General features: G+C 52.1%; 15 protein-coding genes. 4 read left to right on the top strand and 11 right to left on the bottom strand.

The features are described 5' to 3' along the window. Window positions 1-40: 40 nt before the first annotated feature. From AC3EMD_RS25380 to aspA, 5 genes are all read right to left on the bottom strand, one after another. Window positions 41-616, bottom strand: a complete 576-nt coding sequence (locus AC3EMD_RS25380) for a transcriptional regulator (RefSeq protein WP_032691323.1) — start codon at window positions 614-616, stop codon at window positions 41-43. Window positions 617-651: 35 nt separating this feature from the next. Beyond that, complete coding sequence (locus AC3EMD_RS25375) at window positions 652-2,448, bottom strand: protein-disulfide reductase DsbD (protein ID WP_008807223.1); 1,797 nt, start codon at window positions 2,446-2,448, stop codon at window positions 652-654. Beyond that, the gene (gene cutA, locus AC3EMD_RS25370) at window positions 2,424-2,747 is read right to left on the bottom strand and encodes a divalent cation tolerance protein CutA (RefSeq protein WP_008807222.1); all 324 of its coding nucleotides are present in this window, start codon (window positions 2,745-2,747) and stop codon (window positions 2,424-2,426) included. The genes AC3EMD_RS25375 and cutA overlap by 25 nt, the downstream gene beginning before the upstream one ends. Window positions 2,748-2,872: 125 nt before the next feature. Continuing rightward, window positions 2,873-4,174, bottom strand: coding sequence for an anaerobic C4-dicarboxylate transporter (locus AC3EMD_RS25365; RefSeq protein WP_008807221.1), 1,302 nt, complete (start codon window positions 4,172-4,174; stop codon window positions 2,873-2,875). A 115-nt stretch (window positions 4,175-4,289) separates the two neighbouring features. After that, window positions 4,290-5,726 (bottom strand): aspartate ammonia-lyase, encoded by a 1,437-nt coding sequence (aspA, locus tag AC3EMD_RS25360; RefSeq protein WP_002885424.1) that lies wholly within the window; start codon window positions 5,724-5,726, stop codon window positions 4,290-4,292. A gap of 338 nt (window positions 5,727-6,064) precedes the next feature. Here aspA and AC3EMD_RS25355 point away from each other — a divergent pair, with 338 nt between their 5' ends. Beyond that, on the top strand, window positions 6,065-6,541 hold the full coding sequence (locus tag AC3EMD_RS25355; protein WP_302073833.1) for an FxsA family protein: 477 nt from the start codon (window positions 6,065-6,067) through the stop codon (window positions 6,539-6,541). Window positions 6,542-6,592: 51 nt separating this feature from the next. On the opposite strand, the gene yjeH is transcribed toward AC3EMD_RS25355, so the two are convergent. Then, window positions 6,593-7,843, bottom strand: a complete 1,251-nt coding sequence (gene yjeH, locus AC3EMD_RS25350; protein ID WP_012543132.1) for an L-methionine/branched-chain amino acid transporter — start codon at window positions 7,841-7,843, stop codon at window positions 6,593-6,595. A gap of 232 nt (window positions 7,844-8,075) precedes the next feature. Here yjeH and AC3EMD_RS25345 point away from each other — a divergent pair, with 232 nt between their 5' ends. The 3 genes from AC3EMD_RS25345 (at window position 8,076) to AC3EMD_RS25335 (ending at window position 10,667) form a co-directional block, all read left to right on the top strand. Next, the gene (locus tag AC3EMD_RS25345; RefSeq protein WP_003855929.1) at window positions 8,076-8,369 is read left to right on the top strand and encodes a co-chaperone GroES; all 294 of its coding nucleotides are present in this window, start codon (window positions 8,076-8,078) and stop codon (window positions 8,367-8,369) included. A 37-nt stretch (window positions 8,370-8,406) separates the two neighbouring features. Further along, window positions 8,407-10,053 (top strand): chaperonin GroEL, encoded by a 1,647-nt coding sequence (gene groL, locus AC3EMD_RS25340; RefSeq protein WP_008807218.1) that lies wholly within the window; start codon window positions 8,407-8,409, stop codon window positions 10,051-10,053. A gap of 260 nt (window positions 10,054-10,313) precedes the next feature. After that, complete coding sequence (locus AC3EMD_RS25335; RefSeq protein WP_004152419.1) at window positions 10,314-10,667, top strand: DUF4156 domain-containing protein; 354 nt, start codon at window positions 10,314-10,316, stop codon at window positions 10,665-10,667. 54 nt (window positions 10,668-10,721) lie between these two features. Here AC3EMD_RS25335 and yjeJ read toward each other — a convergent pair whose 3' ends face one another. The 5 genes from yjeJ to AC3EMD_RS25310 form a co-directional block, all read right to left on the bottom strand. Further along, the gene (gene yjeJ / locus AC3EMD_RS25330; protein ID WP_302073832.1) at window positions 10,722-11,585 is read right to left on the bottom strand and encodes a YjeJ family protein; all 864 of its coding nucleotides are present in this window, start codon (window positions 11,583-11,585) and stop codon (window positions 10,722-10,724) included. A 13-nt stretch (window positions 11,586-11,598) separates the two neighbouring features. After that, window positions 11,599-13,722, bottom strand: a complete 2,124-nt coding sequence (locus tag AC3EMD_RS25325; RefSeq protein WP_302073831.1) for a peptidase domain-containing ABC transporter — start codon at window positions 13,720-13,722, stop codon at window positions 11,599-11,601. Beyond that, the gene (locus AC3EMD_RS25320; protein WP_032426190.1) at window positions 13,715-15,001 is read right to left on the bottom strand and encodes an HlyD family secretion protein; all 1,287 of its coding nucleotides are present in this window, start codon (window positions 14,999-15,001) and stop codon (window positions 13,715-13,717) included. The genes AC3EMD_RS25325 and AC3EMD_RS25320 overlap by 8 nt, the downstream gene beginning before the upstream one ends. A 68-nt stretch (window positions 15,002-15,069) precedes the next feature. Further along, a complete protein-coding gene (locus AC3EMD_RS25315) occupies window positions 15,070-15,429 on the bottom strand; it encodes a hypothetical protein (RefSeq protein WP_004206414.1) in 360 nt (119 codons plus the stop codon). A 381-nt stretch (window positions 15,430-15,810) separates the two neighbouring features. Continuing rightward, window positions 15,811-16,842 (bottom strand): fimbrial protein, encoded by a 1,032-nt coding sequence (locus tag AC3EMD_RS25310; protein WP_004206415.1) that lies wholly within the window; start codon window positions 16,840-16,842, stop codon window positions 15,811-15,813.

Raw genomic sequence — 16,842 nt, 5'->3', positions numbered from 1 at the left:
GGGAAATTATAGGCGCGACGTGGCGGTTAGGATATCAGAATCAGGTTAAGGCGCCGCCCATACGACACTGGGCGAAGCGCAGAATATCTTCTGCCAGCCGCCGGGCCGTATCCACATCCGTCTGGCTACGCTTGATCAGCAGACGACTCAGGCAGCCCTCGACGATCAGCTCCATCTGTTTAGCGACCATTTCCGGGTCATCCACCTCCAGCTGAGTCAGCAGCTCATGAGTATAGGCCAGCGAAGCCTGCTTCTGCTGTTCCGCCAGCTGGTGAATGGGGTGCTGGGGATCGGGATAGAAGGTGCAGGCGGCGATAAACAGACAGCCGGGGTAGCGGTGGTTGCTAACGCAGGTGGTGAGCGCGGCATAGCGTGCCAGCAGCTTTTGCTCTGCGCTTAAGGTGTCGTCCAGCAGCAACTGTCGGCGCCAGGCATCCACCTGCTGGCTCAGATAGCGAAGCGCGTCGTACAGCAGCGCTTCGCGATCGGGCCAGAAGCGTTTCAGGTCGCTCGTCGGACAGGACACGCGCTCAGCGACCATCTCCAGCGACGTGTTGGCGATACCTTCAATTTCAAGAATTTTAATGGCTTCTGCCAGGACGTCTTCACGTAGCACGGTGTTCTCCTCCATCTTTCCTCCTAAAGTGTCGCTCACGCTTGCCAATCGCGCAAATGGGCGCTGAATGCCGCGGCATCCATAAAGCCGGTGACTCGCCGCTCAGGCTGTTCCTGACCCTCAGCGTTGAAGAACAAGATCGTCGGCAGACCGAGCACCTGCAGGTGTTTCAGCAGCGCGACGTCTTGCGGGCTGTTCTTCGTCACATCAATCTGTAATAACACGGTGCCTTTCAGCGCCTGCTGCACGTCAGGTGAACTAAAGGTGTATTTTTCAAACTCTTTGCACGCCACGCACCAGTCGGCGTAAAGATCGAGCATCACCGGTTGGCCTTTTGCCTGCGCCAGCGCCTGGTTAAGCTCGGCCACCGAGTTGACGCGGGTGAACGTCAGATGCGCCTGCTGCTCGACTGCCGGAGCGCCAAATGCCCAGTCCTGCAGGGGCCGCGCGCTGACCAGCGCGGCAGCAAGCAGGATGATTTGTACCAGCCGCATCCACGGCCGGGTAGCGCCCAGCGAGGTGATAAACGCCCAGCTGAAGAAGGCGACGCCAAGCATTGACCACAGACGTAATCCCCACGGGTCGCCGACAATGCGCTCCAGCAGGAAAACGGGCAGAGCCAGGATCACGAACCCGAAGGCGGTCTTCACATGGCTCATCCACGGGCCGCTCTTCGGCAGCAGACGGTTGCCAAATACGGTGACGAGGATCAATGGCAGGCCCATGCCCAGCGCGTAGAGGTACAGCGTGCCGCCGCCCAGCCACAGATTACCGCTCTGGGCGATATACAACAGGATGGCGCTCAGCGGCGCGGTGGTGCATGGGGAGCAGATCAGTCCGGCAATGGCGCCCATCGCGAAAACGCCACCGGGCGAGCCGCCCTGGCGCTTATTGCTGAGCAGCGCCAGCCGCGTCTGCAGCGAGGAGGGCAACTGGAGCGTGAACAGGCCGAACATGGAGAGCGCCAGCAGAATAAATACCACCGACAGTCCCGCCAGGACATACGGGTGCTGCAGGGCCGCCTGGAACTGCAGACCGGCGGCGGCCACCACCAGCCCCAGCGCGGTGTAGGTTAAGGCCATCCCCTGGACGTAAATAAAGGCCAGCAGCAGGGCGCGCGCGGTGGAAAGCCGCTGCTTTCCGCCCAGCACAATGCCGGAAATCAGCGGGTACATCGGCAGCACGCAGGGGGTGAAGGCGATACCAATACCTATCAGCAGCGCCCACAGCGCCGTAAAGGGCAGGCGGGCAGGCGTGTCTGCAGGCGGCACTGCGGCAGGCGCAGGTGATGTGGCGAGCTCCGGGGCCGGTCGCGGCTCAACCGGCAGCGGCGGGTTGAACGCCGGACGGCTGCTCGTCGACGGCATGGGCTCGATGGCGGTTGCCTGGCCGTCGGCAGAAGTCGCCAGCACGGCGCTCAGCGGGATCACTTTGGTTTCCGGTGGATAACAGAATCCGGCATCGGCGCAGCCCTGCCAGGTGACGGTGAGGGTGGCGTCTTTCTCCGCCTGCTTCACCGTGACCGGCACGGTCAGGCGCTGGCGGAAAATCTCGCTTTTGCCGTAAAACTCATCTTGATGCCACTCTCCTGCCGGGAGCGCCGGTTCGTCGATCGTCGCCCCGGCGGCGCGAAAGGTAAACTGTTGACGATAAAGATAGTAACCATCCTTGATTTGCCAGCTCAGGTTGACATCGTGCTGTTGCTGCTGAAAGTCAAAGGCGAAGGCCTGGTCAGCAGGCACGAAGTTCGAGCGCCCCGGCGCGTCGAATAACCCGGCGGTGGCTGACGTGCTGCACAGCAGCAGGATCAGCGTAATGATGCGGTAAGCCATGAGAGGTAATCGTTGTCTCCATGAATGACGGGTAGAACCAGCAGTTCAGGGGTTTGATACGGGTGGTGAGACTTCAGGCAATCCAGCAGCGCCTGCTGATGGGCAAGGTCGGTTTTGAGCAGCATCTGAACTTCATACTCCTGCTCGAGTTTCCCTTCCCAGTAATAGAGCGAGGTGGCGCCCGGCAGCAGCGTGGCACAGGCGGCCAGCTTGTCCGCCAGCGCTTTTGCCGCCAGATCCTGGGCGGTCGCTTCATCCGGCGCGGTACAGAGCACAACAACAGCATCAGGCGTAGTCATCATGAACCTCGTATCAGCGAAAAGAGGCACTATAGCACGCAAGATGCGGGGATATTAGCGTCACGATCGGGGGTAGGGGAGGGAAACGGGCAGCGGGCCCGCGCGGGGCCCGCCGCCAGCGGTATTTACAGCATAATCCCGCCAAAGATAAAGCCCAGGATCACGCACAGCGTGATAGCGATAACGCCAGGGATCAGGAAGGCGTGGTTAAAGACGTATTTGCCGATGCGCGTCGAGCCGGTGTCGTCCATCTCCACCGCCGCCAGCAGGGTCGGATAGGTTGGCAGGACGAACAGTGCCGAGACGGCGGCAAACGAGGCGATCGCCGTCAGCGGGCTGACGCCGAGCAGCAGCGCGGCGGGCATCAGCGCCTTGGTGGTGGCTGCCTGTGAGTAGAGCAGAGTGGCGGCGAAGAACAGCACCACCGCCAGCAGCCATGGGTAATTGTGCAGCAGGTCGCCGGCCACGGCCTGGATATCGCTGATGTGCGCTTTAACGAAGGTATCGCCCAGCCAGGCGACGCCGAGGACGCAGACGCAGGCGCTCATCCCGGATTTAAAGGTGCTGGCGTTGAGCACTTCGCCAGTGTCGATTTTGCAGGTGATGCTAATCAGGGTGGCGATGGTCAGCATAAACACCACGATCGCTTCGTTACGCGGCAGCACCGGGTTCTTAATCAGGCCGACGGTATCGCTGATGGCCGTGGCGTAGAACATCACCGCCACGATGCCGATCAAAAACAGGAGGACAGAGCGTTTGGCGTGCGGCTTCAGCTCAAACACCTGGCTGCCGCGCAGTCTAACTTCCCCCTTGGCCAGCCGCTCCTGGTAAATGGGATCGTCTTTCAGTTCGCAGCCGAGGAAGTTGCAAACAATCGCGGTGAGCATTACCGCCAGCAGGGTGACCGGAATACAGATGGCCAGCAGCGTCAGGTAGCTAACGCCCAGCGGCTCAAGGATCCCGGCAAAGAACACCACCGCCGCGGAGATAGGCGAGGCGGTGATCGCTATCTGAGAGGCCACGACCGCAATCGACAGCGGACGAGATGGGCGAATGCCTTGCTCTTTGGCCACTTCGGTGATCACCGGCAGCGTGGAGAAGGCGGTATGGCCGGTGCCGGCGAGTACGGTCATAAACCAGGTCACCAGCGGGGCAAGGAAGGTAATGTACTTCGGGTGGCGGCGCAGCATCCGTTCGGCGAGGCTGACCAGGTAATCCATCCCGCCGGCGACCTGCATGGCGGCGATAGCGGCGATGACCGCCATGATGATTTCAATAACGTCGAAGGGGATCGCACCCGGTTTGATTTGAAAAATAAGCGTCAGGACAAGGACGCCAAGGCCACCGGCAAAGCCGATACCAATGCCGCCGAGCCTGGCGCCGAGATAAATCGCCAGCAGGACAATAACCAGTTCTGCACCAAACATATATGCCTTCCTTGTTTTTTAACAAGTTGATATTGGATTGTTGTATTTTAGTAAAACTAAAAAGCAAAAAAGGCATGTCATCGCTGACATGCCTTTCAATGACTAACCGGAAAGATTACTGTTCGCTTTCATCGGTATAACGCTTCGCTTTATAAGCAGGATGCATCAGGTTTTGCGCGGAGAAAATATCATCCAGCTCCGCCGCCGTCAGCAGCCCACGCTCCAGCACCACTTCCCGCACGCTCTTGCCGGTTTCGGCGCAGATCTTGCCGACGATATCGCCATTGTGGTGGCCGATAAACGGGTTGAGGTAGGTGACGATGCCGATTGAGTTGTAGACGTAGCCTTCACATACCGCTTTATTGGCGGTGATGCCGTTAACGCATTTCTCCAGCAGGTTGTAGCAGGCGTTGGTCAGGATATGTATAGATTCGAACATCGCCTGGCCGATCACCGGCTCCATCACGTTCAGCTGCAGCTGCCCGGCTTCGGAGGCCATGGTCACCGTGGTGTCGTTGCCGATGACTTTAAAGCAGACCTGGTTGACCACCTCCGGCACTACCGGGTTAACCTTCGCCGGCATAATAGAGGAACCCGCCTGCAGCTCCGGCAGGTTGATTTCGTTGAGGCCTGCGCGTGGACCGGAAGAGAGCAGGCGCAGGTCGTTACAGATCTTGGACAGTTTCACCGCCAGGCGTTTCAGCGAACTGTGAACCATAACGTACGCCCCGCAGTCCGAGGTGGCTTCAATCAGATCTTCCGCCGGAACGACCGGTAAGTTGCTCACTTCCGCCAGCTTCTGCACCGCCAGCTGTTGATAGCCGTCCGGGGTGTTGAGGCGTGTACCGATGGCGGTGGCGCCGAGGTTCACCTCCAGCAGCAGCTCCGCAGTGCGCAGAATACTTTTGGTCTCTTCATTAAGCAGCACATTGAAGGCATGGAACTCCTGGCCGAGGGTCATCGGCACCGCGTCCTGCAGCTGGGTGCGGCCCATTTTGAGAATGTCCTGGAACTCCACGGCTTTCGCCTGGAAGCCTTCGCCCAGCTGTTTAATCGCATCGATTAACTTCAGGATGGAGGCATACACCGCGATGCGGAATCCGGTCGGGTAGGCATCGTTGGTGGACTGGCATTTGTTGACGTGATCGTTTGGGTTCAGGTACTGGTATTCGCCTTTCTGATGGCCCATCAGCTCAAGGCCGATGTTCGCCAGGACTTCGTTGGTGTTCATGTTTACGGAAGTGCCGGCCCCGCCCTGGAAGACATCGACCGGGAACTGGTCCATGCATTTGCCGTTATTGAGGACTTCGTCACAGGCGGCGATAATCGCATTTGCCGCGCTTTTGGGAATGGTCTGCAGCTCCTTGTTCGCTAGCGCGGCGGCTTTCTTCACCATCACCATGCCGCGCACGAATTCTGGTATGTCGCTGATTTTGCTGTTGCTAATGTAGAAGTTTTCAATCGCTCGCAGAGTATGAACGCCGTAGTAAGCGTCCGCGGGAACTTCCCTGGTGCCCAACAGATCTTCTTCGATACGAATGTTGTTTAACATGTGAACCTTCTTTTCAAGCTGCCAATGAATTCACCAAATACACAGAATATCCAGGATTCAGTATATTTTCTGGCCGACGATTATTTCCTTAACCGGCCTGGTGCCCAAGATCATATGCTGATGATAGCGAATATCAGTAAGCTTGATCACTTATTACATCGCGGGTGTGAGAAGATTTATTAATCTGTGAAATGGGTCACCGCTTTCCTATTGCTGGAAAAAATAAGCATTTCCGCTGATTGAAAAGCCGCGCAGCATCCCCATCTTAGTGGGATGCGATCAGCAAATTGATGATTACGGGGGCTGAGCTCAGCGCCCGTTAGATGAAGGAGACGCCGGTGCGTTGGATTCCGTTTATTGCCTTTTTTCTTTACGTTTACATTGAGATATCGATCTTTATCCAGGTCGCGCACGTGCTGGGCGTCTTTATGACCCTAATCCTGGTGATCTTTAGCTCGGTGGTAGGGATGTCGCTGGTGCGTAACCAGGGCTTCAAAAATTTCCTGCTGATGCAGCAGAAGATGACCGCAGGCGAGAGCCCGGCGGCGGAGATGATCAAGAGCGTTTCACTGATTATTGCCGGTCTGCTGCTGTTGCTCCCGGGGTTCTTTACCGACTTCCTTGGCCTGCTGCTGTTACTGCCGCCGGTGCAGAAGCACCTGACGATGAAGCTGATGCCGCATCTGCGCTTCAGCCGGATGCCGGGCGGCGGCTTTAGCGCCGGAACTGGCGGCGGTGAGACCTTCGAAGGGGAATTCCAGCGTAAGGATGAGCAGCGCGATCGTCTGGACCATAAGGACGATCCCCGCGATTAATACACGCCCGGCCCGGTCAGCAGATGCGACCGGGCCGGTTTCTTTCCTGGCTTACACGCTACCTGTCGCCAGCTTGCGCCTGGGTAAAAACAGCCACAGCCCCGCCAGCATCACCAGCGCGTACAGACTCTTCCAGCCGACCATCGCCAGCAGCAGCAGACAGAGAATACTGCCCACCACCGCCAATAGCCGATAGCGCCCGCGCAGCAAACGACAGCCGGCCAGCATGCACAGCAGATAGATCATGATGAAAATGCCGTTGGCATAGACGATCAGCGCGTCCAGGTTGATATCGAGCAAATAGATACACAGGGTGCTGACCACGCAGGAGCCCAGCACGGCGTTGAGGGCATTGCGCGGGATCTGCCGTGGCGACAGGCGGGCGAGGTAGCTTTCGGGCTTATGCTGCGCCTGCGACCAGACCAGGCGGGCGAAGCTTTGAATATAGATGTTGAGGCTGGCGAAACAGGCGAGATAGCCGATGACGCAGGCCACCCACAGCGCTTCGACACCGAACAGACGGACCACGATGTTCGGTAGTGACGCCGCCGCCGCCATCTCCTCGCCAAAGGCGTGGAAGTGCAGCACCAGCACGGTACAGGCCCAGTAGACCGAACCGGCAAGCAGCAGGCCTATCATCAGCGCCCTGGGGAAGTCACGCTCGGGATGTTTAAACTCCGAGGCCAGGTGAGCAAAAGCTTCCAGACCGACAAAGCACCAGAACATGACCGATAGCGCGGAGAAGAGCTGACCATGGTCGATCTCCGTCAGGGCGGGGAAGGGGATCTGCGCCGGGCTTATCCCGCCACGCCACCAGACGGCGACGATCAGCGCCACAATCAGCACGGCAACCAGCGTCTGCAGGTTGGCGCTGGAGCTGGCGCCACGCGAACCGATCCACCAGACGATGGCCAGGGTGCCCAGCTCCGCCAACAGTAGCTGCGCATCATGCCAGCCGAACAGCGCCTGGCCGAAGCCGGTGGCGATGTGCAGCGCGGCGGGGAGTCCGACCGGGATAACGGATAAAAACAGCCAGCCGGTGACGCTGGCCAGACGTGGGCCAAATGCCATATCGACAAAGTGGGCCACGCCGCCCGCGCTGGGAAAATGGCGGCCCAGCAGGGCAAAGACGATGGCAATCGGGAAAACAAGGAGAATGAGCAGCGGCCATGCCCACAGACTGTTATCGCCAGCGACCAGCGCCGCCAGCGCCGGGACGGCGAAGACGCCGGTACCCAGCAATGAGGTGGAAAGTAATCCGACTCCCTGTCCCAGTCCCAACTCCTGTTTTAAACCACTCATGATTCCATCCTGCGCCAGTGAAAAAAAAGAGAGTATCACAATCGCTTTTCCTTATGACGCATTGGCCGATAGCGCTGCTTTTTGCGCGCTAGCGCAAAGGTAAAAATTTTTTTTGATTTTGCCCTTGAAGCGGGAAATGGCCACCCCCATCTCTCTCTGCACTAGCCGGTAAACCGCGTTCGGCCCGGCGTCACCCATAACTGATAATGACTTTCTCGAAGGAGAGCTATCAATGAGTATTCGTCCGTTACATGATCGTGTGATCGTCAAACGTAAAGAAGTTGAAACCAAATCTGCAGGCGGCATCGTTCTGACCGGTTCTGCGGCAGCTAAATCAACTCGTGGCGAAATCATCGCTGTCGGTAAAGGCCGCATTCTGGAAAACGGAACTGTGCAGCCGCTGGACGTTAAAGTTGGTGACATCGTGATTTTCAACGATGGCTACGGCGTGAAGTCTGAGAAGATCGACAACGAAGAAGTGCTGATCATGTCCGAAAGCGACATCCTGGCAATTGTTGAAGCGTAATTCGCACGACCCTGAACGAATTTGAGGAATAAAAGAAATGGCAGCAAAAGACGTAAAATTCGGTAACGACGCTCGTGTAAAAATGCTGCGCGGCGTAAACGTACTGGCAGATGCAGTTAAAGTGACCCTGGGCCCGAAAGGCCGCAACGTGGTGCTGGACAAATCCTTCGGCGCGCCGACCATCACTAAAGATGGCGTTTCCGTTGCTCGTGAAATCGAACTGGAAGACAAGTTCGAAAACATGGGTGCGCAGATGGTGAAAGAAGTTGCCTCTAAAGCGAACGACGCGGCAGGTGACGGTACCACCACCGCAACCGTGCTGGCTCAGGCTATCGTGAACGAAGGCCTGAAAGCTGTTGCAGCAGGCATGAACCCGATGGATCTGAAACGTGGTATCGACAAAGCTGTCATTGCCGCCGTTGAAGAACTGAAAGCGCTGTCCGTACCGTGCTCTGACTCTAAAGCGATTGCTCAGGTTGGTACCATCTCCGCTAACTCCGACGAAACCGTCGGTAAACTGATCGCGGAAGCGATGGATAAAGTCGGTAAAGAAGGCGTGATCACCGTTGAAGACGGTACCGGTCTGGAAGACGAACTGGACGTAGTTGAAGGTATGCAGTTCGACCGCGGCTACCTGTCTCCGTACTTCATCAACAAGCCGGACACCGGTGCCGTTGAGCTGGAAAGCCCGTTCATCCTGCTGGCTGATAAAAAAATCTCCAACATCCGCGAAATGCTGCCGGTTCTGGAAGCCGTAGCGAAAGCTGGCAAACCGCTGGTTATCATCGCTGAAGACGTTGAAGGCGAAGCGCTGGCGACCCTGGTGGTTAACACCATGCGCGGCATCGTTAAAGTGGCTGCGGTGAAAGCACCGGGCTTCGGCGACCGTCGTAAAGCCATGCTGCAGGATATCGCTACCCTGACTGGCGGTACCGTTATCTCTGAAGAGATCGGTATGGAGCTGGAAAAAGCGACTCTGGAAGATCTGGGCCAGGCGAAACGCGTGGTTATCAACAAAGACACCACCACCATCATCGATGGCGTTGGCGAAGAGTCTGCAATCCAGGGCCGCGTAGCTCAGATCCGTAAGCAGATCGAAGAAGCGACTTCCGATTACGATCGTGAAAAACTGCAGGAGCGTGTCGCTAAACTGGCTGGCGGCGTGGCAGTAATCAAAGTCGGTGCCGCTACCGAAGTTGAAATGAAAGAGAAAAAAGCACGCGTCGACGACGCCCTGCACGCAACCCGTGCTGCGGTTGAAGAAGGCGTGGTGGCTGGCGGCGGCGTAGCGCTGGTTCGCGTTGCGGCGAAACTCGCTGGCCTGACCGGTCAGAACGAAGATCAGAACGTCGGTATCAAAGTTGCGCTGCGCGCAATGGAAGCACCGCTGCGTCAGATCGTGTCCAACGCCGGTGAAGAGCCGTCTGTTGTTGCTAACAACGTGAAAGCTGGCGACGGTAACTACGGTTACAACGCAGCAACTGAAGAATACGGCAACATGATCGACTTCGGTATCCTGGACCCAACCAAAGTGACCCGTTCTGCTCTGCAGTACGCGGCATCCGTGGCTGGTCTGATGATCACCACCGAGTGCATGGTGACCGACCTGCCGAAAGGCGACGCGCCTGATTTAGGTGCTGCTGGCGGTATGGGCGGCATGGGCGGTATGGGCGGCATGATGTAATCGTGCGCTCTACGGCATAAAAAAGCAGAAACCCCTGGCCAGCAATGGCTGGGGGTTTTTCTTTTGGCGCGCTTTTTAGTATAAGGCTTATACATAAAAATCATTTAAGCTGCATCAGAGCGGCAAGCACCTCCGTTTCGGGCGTGAACTGACAAGCGCGACCGGGGAGGAAATGAACGCGGCTCATGCCGACGCAGTTTGAAGGATGACAGATTTACATCCGGGCCAGTGCGTCCAGCTCATCGATCATGGGGAATAACATGCAGGTAAAATATTTAGCAGGGATTGTCGGCGCAGCCTTACTGTTGGCAGGTTGCAGTTCCAGCAATGAATTAACCTCTGCCGGCCAGAATGTGCGTTTCGTGCAGGAGAAACCGGGCGCAGAGTGTCAGCTGTTAGGGACCGCGACGGGTAAACAGAGCAACTGGCTCTCCGGCCAGAATGGTGATGAGGGTGGTTCCATGCGCGGTGCGGCGAACGCTCTGCGTAACCAGGCAGCAGCAATGGGTGGCAACGTGATCTACGGCGTCAGCAGCCCGACGCAAAACCTGCTGTCGAGCTTTGTACCTACCGACAGCGAAATGAACGGCCAGGTTTATAAGTGCCCGAACTGATGCGTTACGCCTCTCTCTGCGAGCGCAGAGAGAGGCGTGGTCGCTAGATGAGGATCAGACGCTAAGCTCCGCTTTCTTCTCCAGATAGAAGGCGTGCAGAGGACGCAGGCACTCTTCCAGACTGAGCATTCTTCCCGGCTGGGAAGGGATAATGGTACTGAAGATCTGGCATGGCGCCAGCTCCGCGTGCATCGCCTTGAGCTTGGGGCTTTTCTCGATAAGCTGCATTACCACGTTGTTTTCCAGTTCAGACAGATGCGGTACGCTGGTTTTGACTACCGCACCGGAGACAATTTTCTTCCCTTCCTCCGTCTCGCAGCAGTACAGCACGCCCAGATAATGGGAAAACAGGTTCAACTTCCAGTCTTCCTGAGGATGCTGTTGATAATCAATATTTGGCTGGGTGGTTAAGTCCACGGTGTAGCACATTAAAAAATCCATATTTGAACTTAAGTATTGTATAACTGCTTGGTCATTCACTGTTTTCAACGCTTGTTGAATACCTGCGAGTAATGCCTCTACCTGCCTGTCTTCAATACATAATGTGCAGATTTGCTCATTCTGGAGAACCAGAATGAGAGTCGATTCAGTTTCGCCTGGTTTAAGAGTAATCGACATAATACGGCGTTCCGGGTTCGGTTGCTGAATCTCCGCCATCTCTACGGCAGGGATATTAGCGATCAGCGATTCATTATAAGCGATAAGCTCTTCTTTAAAGGTTTCCCCTTGTTCGTGTAATCGCTTATACGTCACAAGCAGACGATTTTGCAGGATAAGTAGAAAATCGAGAAGTATAGGTGCTTGCAGATAGTATTGCTGACAGGGGCCATTTTGCTGCTTTATTTTTAACAGCAGCGCCAGAAATCGATCTTCAAAGGTAATTCCTGCGGTATTAAATCCAATAAACGTTCCTTGCATTGTTTTCTCCTTTTTAGGCTGGCACCAAGGTTTTCGACTGTGACAGGTCGATAATGCGATCGGCAGAGGCAATCGTGGATGGCCGGTGAGCGACGATAATTCGGGTAATGCTTAACGCTGAGATTGACTGATTGATAACAGATTCATTCCGTAAGTCGAGGTGGCTGGTGGCCTCATCCATAAACAGAATGCTTGGTTTACGGTACAAAGCTCGAGCGATCAGAATACGCTGTTTTTGTCCGCCGGAGATCCCCAATCCCAGTTCGCCGACGATGGTTTCATAACCCATCGGCATCTTTATAATCTCGTCATGAATGTTGCAGCGTTTGGCGCATTCTATGACAAAATCAATATCGGCGTTATCTTCAAAACCGCTAATATTATCGATAAGTGAACCGGAAAAAAGACGGTCTTCCTGGAGTACGCAGGCGGTACCCTGGCGATAATTATTGAGACCAATTTTTGTGATATCAAGATTATCAGCTAGTACATCGCCACTGGTTGGTGAAAGCAGACCGCACATTACTTTTAACAGCGTGGTTTTACCAACGCCTGAAGGGCCAACCAAGGCCACGGATTCACCTGGCTCCACCGTGATGTTTAAATTTGAAAAGATCGGCTGTGAAAACGGATCATATTGATAGCAAAGGTTTTTGATTTCCAGTCGGGCCCCAGAATCAGGAGAAAAGACCTTTCGTGCCGGAAGCTCTTTTTCCGGCTCGCTAAAGACTATCTCTGATAGACGCTCGTTATGTAAAGAGAGCATTCGCAGCTGCATACACAGATCGACCAGACTGGAGGCGCGCTGTGAGAATTGTCCACGATAGGAATTAAATGCCATAAACATACCGAGGGTCATATTATTATCAATAACCATAATGGCGCCCAGCCAGAGGACTGCGACCTGATCAATAGCGGTAATAAAGGTATTCACCCCTCCAAACATCATATCAAAGCGGGTTTGTTTAATACCGGCGTTGCAGGCTTCGATATTAATATTGAGCCAGTGCTGGGAGCGCCGCTCTTTAAGATTGAGCGCTTTGATGGTCGAGATACCGTACAGAGACTCCATAAAGTGGGAGCTGGATCGCGCTCCCTTAATAACCTGCTCTTCTGCCACGCGACGATAGAAATGATAAGTTGCCAGGCGCATAATCGCATAGCACAGGGTAAAACCGACTACTACCCAGGTCAGCCAGCCTCCGTACAGCGTCAACATGATCAGCAGTCCGATGGTCATGATCGAGTCAATAATGCCGCTGACGATACTGTTGGTAAACGTCGAGCGAATGGTATCCAGGGAGGAAAAGCGTGACTGAATATCTCCCAGATGACGTTTTTCAAAGAATGTAAGCGGCAGGCTGGCCAGATGATCGAAAAGGGTGGTTTTCCACTGTATGTTGGTTAGTGTATTTAGCGTCAGGGAAGTCCATGCACGAAGCATACTAATAAAGGTGCGAAACAGCGTAAAAAAGACCAGACCGATACAGATTACGGATAGCAGGCTTTGGTCATGCGCCATAATCACATGGTCGGTAACCAACTGAGTACCTATCGGCAGCAGTAAACCAATCGCTTCAACGACAACGGAGAAGGCAAAAATTTTCAGTAGCGCTGACTTCAAACCGACAATATTACGCATCAAATCTAACAGGCGCAGGCGGGACTTAGCCTTCTCCTGCTGAAAGTTTTGATCCGGCCAGAGTTCCAGAGCGATACCGGTAAAATAATTGGACATCTCCTGATTACCAATGATGCGCTTGCCCAGCGCTGGGTCGTGTACGACAAAGCTGGATTTACGTACTTTGGTGAGCACCACATAGTGGTTCATCCCCCAGTGCAGGACACAGGGGAGTTTGAGCTGGCGGATTTCATCCAGATCTAACGACAGCGCCCGGCTTTTTAAACCAGCATGCTCCGCCGTTTTGCTCAATGACATCAGCGTTACGCCCTGCGAGGGACTGCCAAAGCGCTGACGGAAATTGAACAGATCGATATCCAGGCCATAGTGGCCGCAAACCATGGCCAGACAGGCGATTCCACACTCAGCGGCTTCCGACTGTAATATAACAGGCGTTTTCTTCAGAAGAGAAAAATTAACTTTTGTGATGATCTTTTCAAACAGTTCGTTAGTCATTGACGGGGCCGCTCACGCTTTGAGAAATTTTATAAACAGGGGTAAACATCCACATATAAAGCGGGCGCTCTTCAAGAAAGACGACGGCTTGCGCCTTAAGACCATTAGATAAACGCAACGTTTTACCATTGTGTTTGAACTCTTTATCTTTAATTTTCACAATTGCTTTATAAAGTGCCAGTTCCTGTTGTGCGGTGCCATCGCTAACGTTAGTGTATTCAGACATTTCCTGTCGAGATGCCGGCATGGAAGATATGGATAGAATCGTCCCGGGGAATTGACCAAATTTATCTGAAGGAAATGCATCATATCTTATATTGATCGGATCACCGACTTTAAGATAAGGGATGGCATTATTCGGTAACCAAAGGATAAGATAATATTCTACATTTCCTGTGGGTTTAATCTGCGCCAGGCTGCTGCCATTTTCAACGGTCTGTCCTTGCGTTGCCGATAAAGACTCAACTCTACCATCACTGGTCGCTTTAATAATCAGATTGCCGTTAGCATTGGATTCAACCAGCTGGTTTTTATAGTCATTAGCCTGGTTATACTGGCTGGAAATCTGGTTATCAAAGTCTGCAGCTTTTGTCACCCTGTCACTATTTAACTGGGTGATCTGCGATTCCAGTTGCATCTTTTGACTAACCAGCGACTGATAAGCACTCTGTTGCTGAAAGTATAAAGAGTGTTGGTAGTTATATTGATCCTTGGTGATTAATCCATCGCTAAGATATTTATCGTAGCTTGCAAGGTTAGCATGCATTTTTTTGAGTCCGGCTTGGGTGTTTTGTAACATCCGGTTGGTCTCTTTCAACGAATCGGTCGACGTTTTTAATTGCTCATTTAATGCATTTATCGTCTGGCTTTTATTGTCAATTAGCTTTTTGATAATGTCATTGGAGTTTTCTATTTTGTCGTTAATAGATGCAATTTGCGCAGCGCTAACATTTCCACTGGAGGTGTTTCGGGATACGTCTATCTCATACAGTGCTTGATCTTTTTTAACAATATCACCAATCTTAACGTATTGTTTAATAATAAAGCCCTGCTGTGGTGAAAATACATTAATTGAATGAGGAAGGGTAATTACTTCACCTTTTACATCTATTCTTTGGGTGAATTTTCCAAATATCAATGCGCTAATCAGAGCCATGAGAAATAAGGTGGATAAAAGTAATATTAACCAAGCGGGTAATCCATTGAGCAATAGAGCTTTTCCTCGCCAATGGCTTTTTTTATATTCAACCGCTTCCTTGCGATAGAGTTTCTTTAACATGATGACCTGTGAGGTTATGTTATTTAATAAGATCCGCTTATCACGGATCTTATTAAGACCTTATGTTTTTACCAGAAATTGAAAGTACCGTTGATGAGACCTTCAAGTGACTGTACAGTTAGATCAGAAATTGTATCCCAACCAAGGAGAACTCCAATCGTCCCCAGGACGGCACCACTAACAATAGCTCCTCCAACCGCACCTACCCAGCCACCAATGAGTCCAAATCCTAAAATGCCACCACCTTCACCACCCCAGCGTAATCCAAATGAAGCCCCGTATAAAGCACCTATGGCAGCGCCAATTATCCCTGCGCCAGCTTCTTTAGCAACAAAAGTTGCCGCGTCCAGAAGCCCATTTGCTAAATTTTCCAGCGAGATTGTTCCCCCAGAAATGTTTTCCATTTCGAATGCAGTTAATTGTTGCATAATTAGTCCTTTAGCTAAGATTGAAATTATATTTAATAAAGACCAAATCGGTCGTCTAAAAGGATAGGGAGATCCTGTTACGGGAGCAACTCAATTAATCATGAATGAATGTTGAAGTGAATAATTCATGTCCTAACGTAACTTTTATTGATTATGAATAAACTAAAATAGTTATTATAAAGATGTGAAACATAAAGATGATGATTGATTTTTCCTAAGAGGAATAAGGTTTCAAACAAGGAAATTATAGTTCATCATCGATTCATTAGAGCGATTATATATTATTTCATCAGCAAGATATAATCAAGCCCAATAATTTTATTGGGCTTGATTTAATCAAATAAAAAACATAAGAATGTCAATTATTTTATGATGATATATTTATTCTTCTTGGATAATCACTTCCAACATACCTTTAACACTCCCGCTGGTGATTTCACTACTGCTATCACTCATCCGGTAATAATCAGCTGTCAGATTTATTGTCTTTGATAGATCACTATTGGTAATAATATCGTATTTATAATTATCGGTGTCATAGAAGACTATAGGACTACCTGAAATTTTAAAAATTATACCAACATTGCTTGCTGCTGAATCTCCAGAAAGCATATTATTCACAATTCCGTTACCATAGGAGCTGATTCCACCTATGGGATTAAACCAGTAAGTGACGGTATTCCCAATTGAATCTGAAGGACAATCAATATTCATAGGAATCGTCTTTTGCGAAGGTGTTGTTGCGCCTCGAGAGATTGACATCAGTTGGCTCTTGTCGATTCGGTTTAACGTAACTATAGATCGTGGCGTTGAGATATTACATGATGTTTTACGATAATTGATGTTTTTCAGCTCTATTGCTATAGCCGAATAAAATAATCGTTCGCTGGCGCTTCGGTTTGTTGTTAAATTACCAGCTGAGAAAGATACATATGGATTTGAACCTGAACCGGTGGTGTCGATGACGGATTTGGTCTTGATCAACCATACTGTAATAAATTGATAGTAATTCTCAGAGGTTTTTGATATTGGAACTAGAGTAGACCCCGCTTCTGCAGGGACCAGCGCTCCGTTTTTACTACGCAAGAGATCGGATACCTGGAATCCAATGCCATCAATCCCAGTTTCATATACAGTACCACCTTTGATTCCGGTGACACCGGCAACGGGGGCTGCTCCGACATCGATAATGTACTGATCGTCAGTTGATTTATCACACTCAAAATTTTTATATGTCTGAGTTCCAAATTTTTGCGTATAAAGAACACTACCAACCGGAATTGAAGTATCAGTTGGAATTTTTATATTCTTGAGTGAAAGAGTTTGCCGGCGGGTGCTTCCTGAGTACGTACATTTTGCACTCGCCTCACAACAAATAATTAATAATGTTATTAATATTAGTATTTTTTTCAT

It is taken from the genome of Klebsiella sp. PK18 (assembly GCF_057784655.1).
Note: the sequence above shows the minus strand (reverse complement) of the source record. Positions and strands in the feature narration are given on the sequence as shown.

What these genes read in the sequence shown, in the direction of transcription:
- AC3EMD_RS25375 (WP_008807223.1), bottom strand. Translation starts at nt 2,448, where the DNA reads ATGGCTTACCGCATCATTACGCTGATCCTGCTGCTGTGCAGCACGTCA.
- cutA (WP_008807222.1), bottom strand. Translation starts at nt 2,747, where the DNA reads ATGACTACGCCTGATGCTGTTGTTGTGCTCTGTACCGCGCCGGATGAA.
- AC3EMD_RS25365 (WP_008807221.1), bottom strand. Translation starts at nt 4,174, where the DNA reads ATGTTTGGTGCAGAACTGGTTATTGTCCTGCTGGCGATTTATCTCGGC.
- aspA (WP_002885424.1), bottom strand. Translation starts at nt 5,726, where the DNA reads ATGTTAAACAACATTCGTATCGAAGAAGATCTGTTGGGCACCAGGGAA.
- yjeH (WP_012543132.1), bottom strand. Translation starts at nt 7,843, where the DNA reads ATGAGTGGTTTAAAACAGGAGTTGGGACTGGGACAGGGAGTCGGATTA.
- AC3EMD_RS25345 (WP_003855929.1), top strand. Translation starts at nt 8,076, where the DNA reads ATGAGTATTCGTCCGTTACATGATCGTGTGATCGTCAAACGTAAAGAA.
- groL (WP_008807218.1), top strand. Translation starts at nt 8,407, where the DNA reads ATGGCAGCAAAAGACGTAAAATTCGGTAACGACGCTCGTGTAAAAATG.
- AC3EMD_RS25335 (WP_004152419.1), top strand. Translation starts at nt 10,314, where the DNA reads ATGCAGGTAAAATATTTAGCAGGGATTGTCGGCGCAGCCTTACTGTTG.
- yjeJ (WP_302073832.1), bottom strand. Translation starts at nt 11,585, where the DNA reads ATGCAAGGAACGTTTATTGGATTTAATACCGCAGGAATTACCTTTGAA.
- AC3EMD_RS25325 (WP_302073831.1), bottom strand. Translation starts at nt 13,722, where the DNA reads ATGACTAACGAACTGTTTGAAAAGATCATCACAAAAGTTAATTTTTCT.
- AC3EMD_RS25320 (WP_032426190.1), bottom strand. Translation starts at nt 15,001, where the DNA reads ATGTTAAAGAAACTCTATCGCAAGGAAGCGGTTGAATATAAAAAAAGC.
- AC3EMD_RS25315 (WP_004206414.1), bottom strand. Translation starts at nt 15,429, where the DNA reads ATGCAACAATTAACTGCATTCGAAATGGAAAACATTTCTGGGGGAACA.
- AC3EMD_RS25310 (WP_004206415.1), bottom strand. Translation starts at nt 16,842, where the DNA reads ATGAAAAAAATACTAATATTAATAACATTATTAATTATTTGTTGTGAG.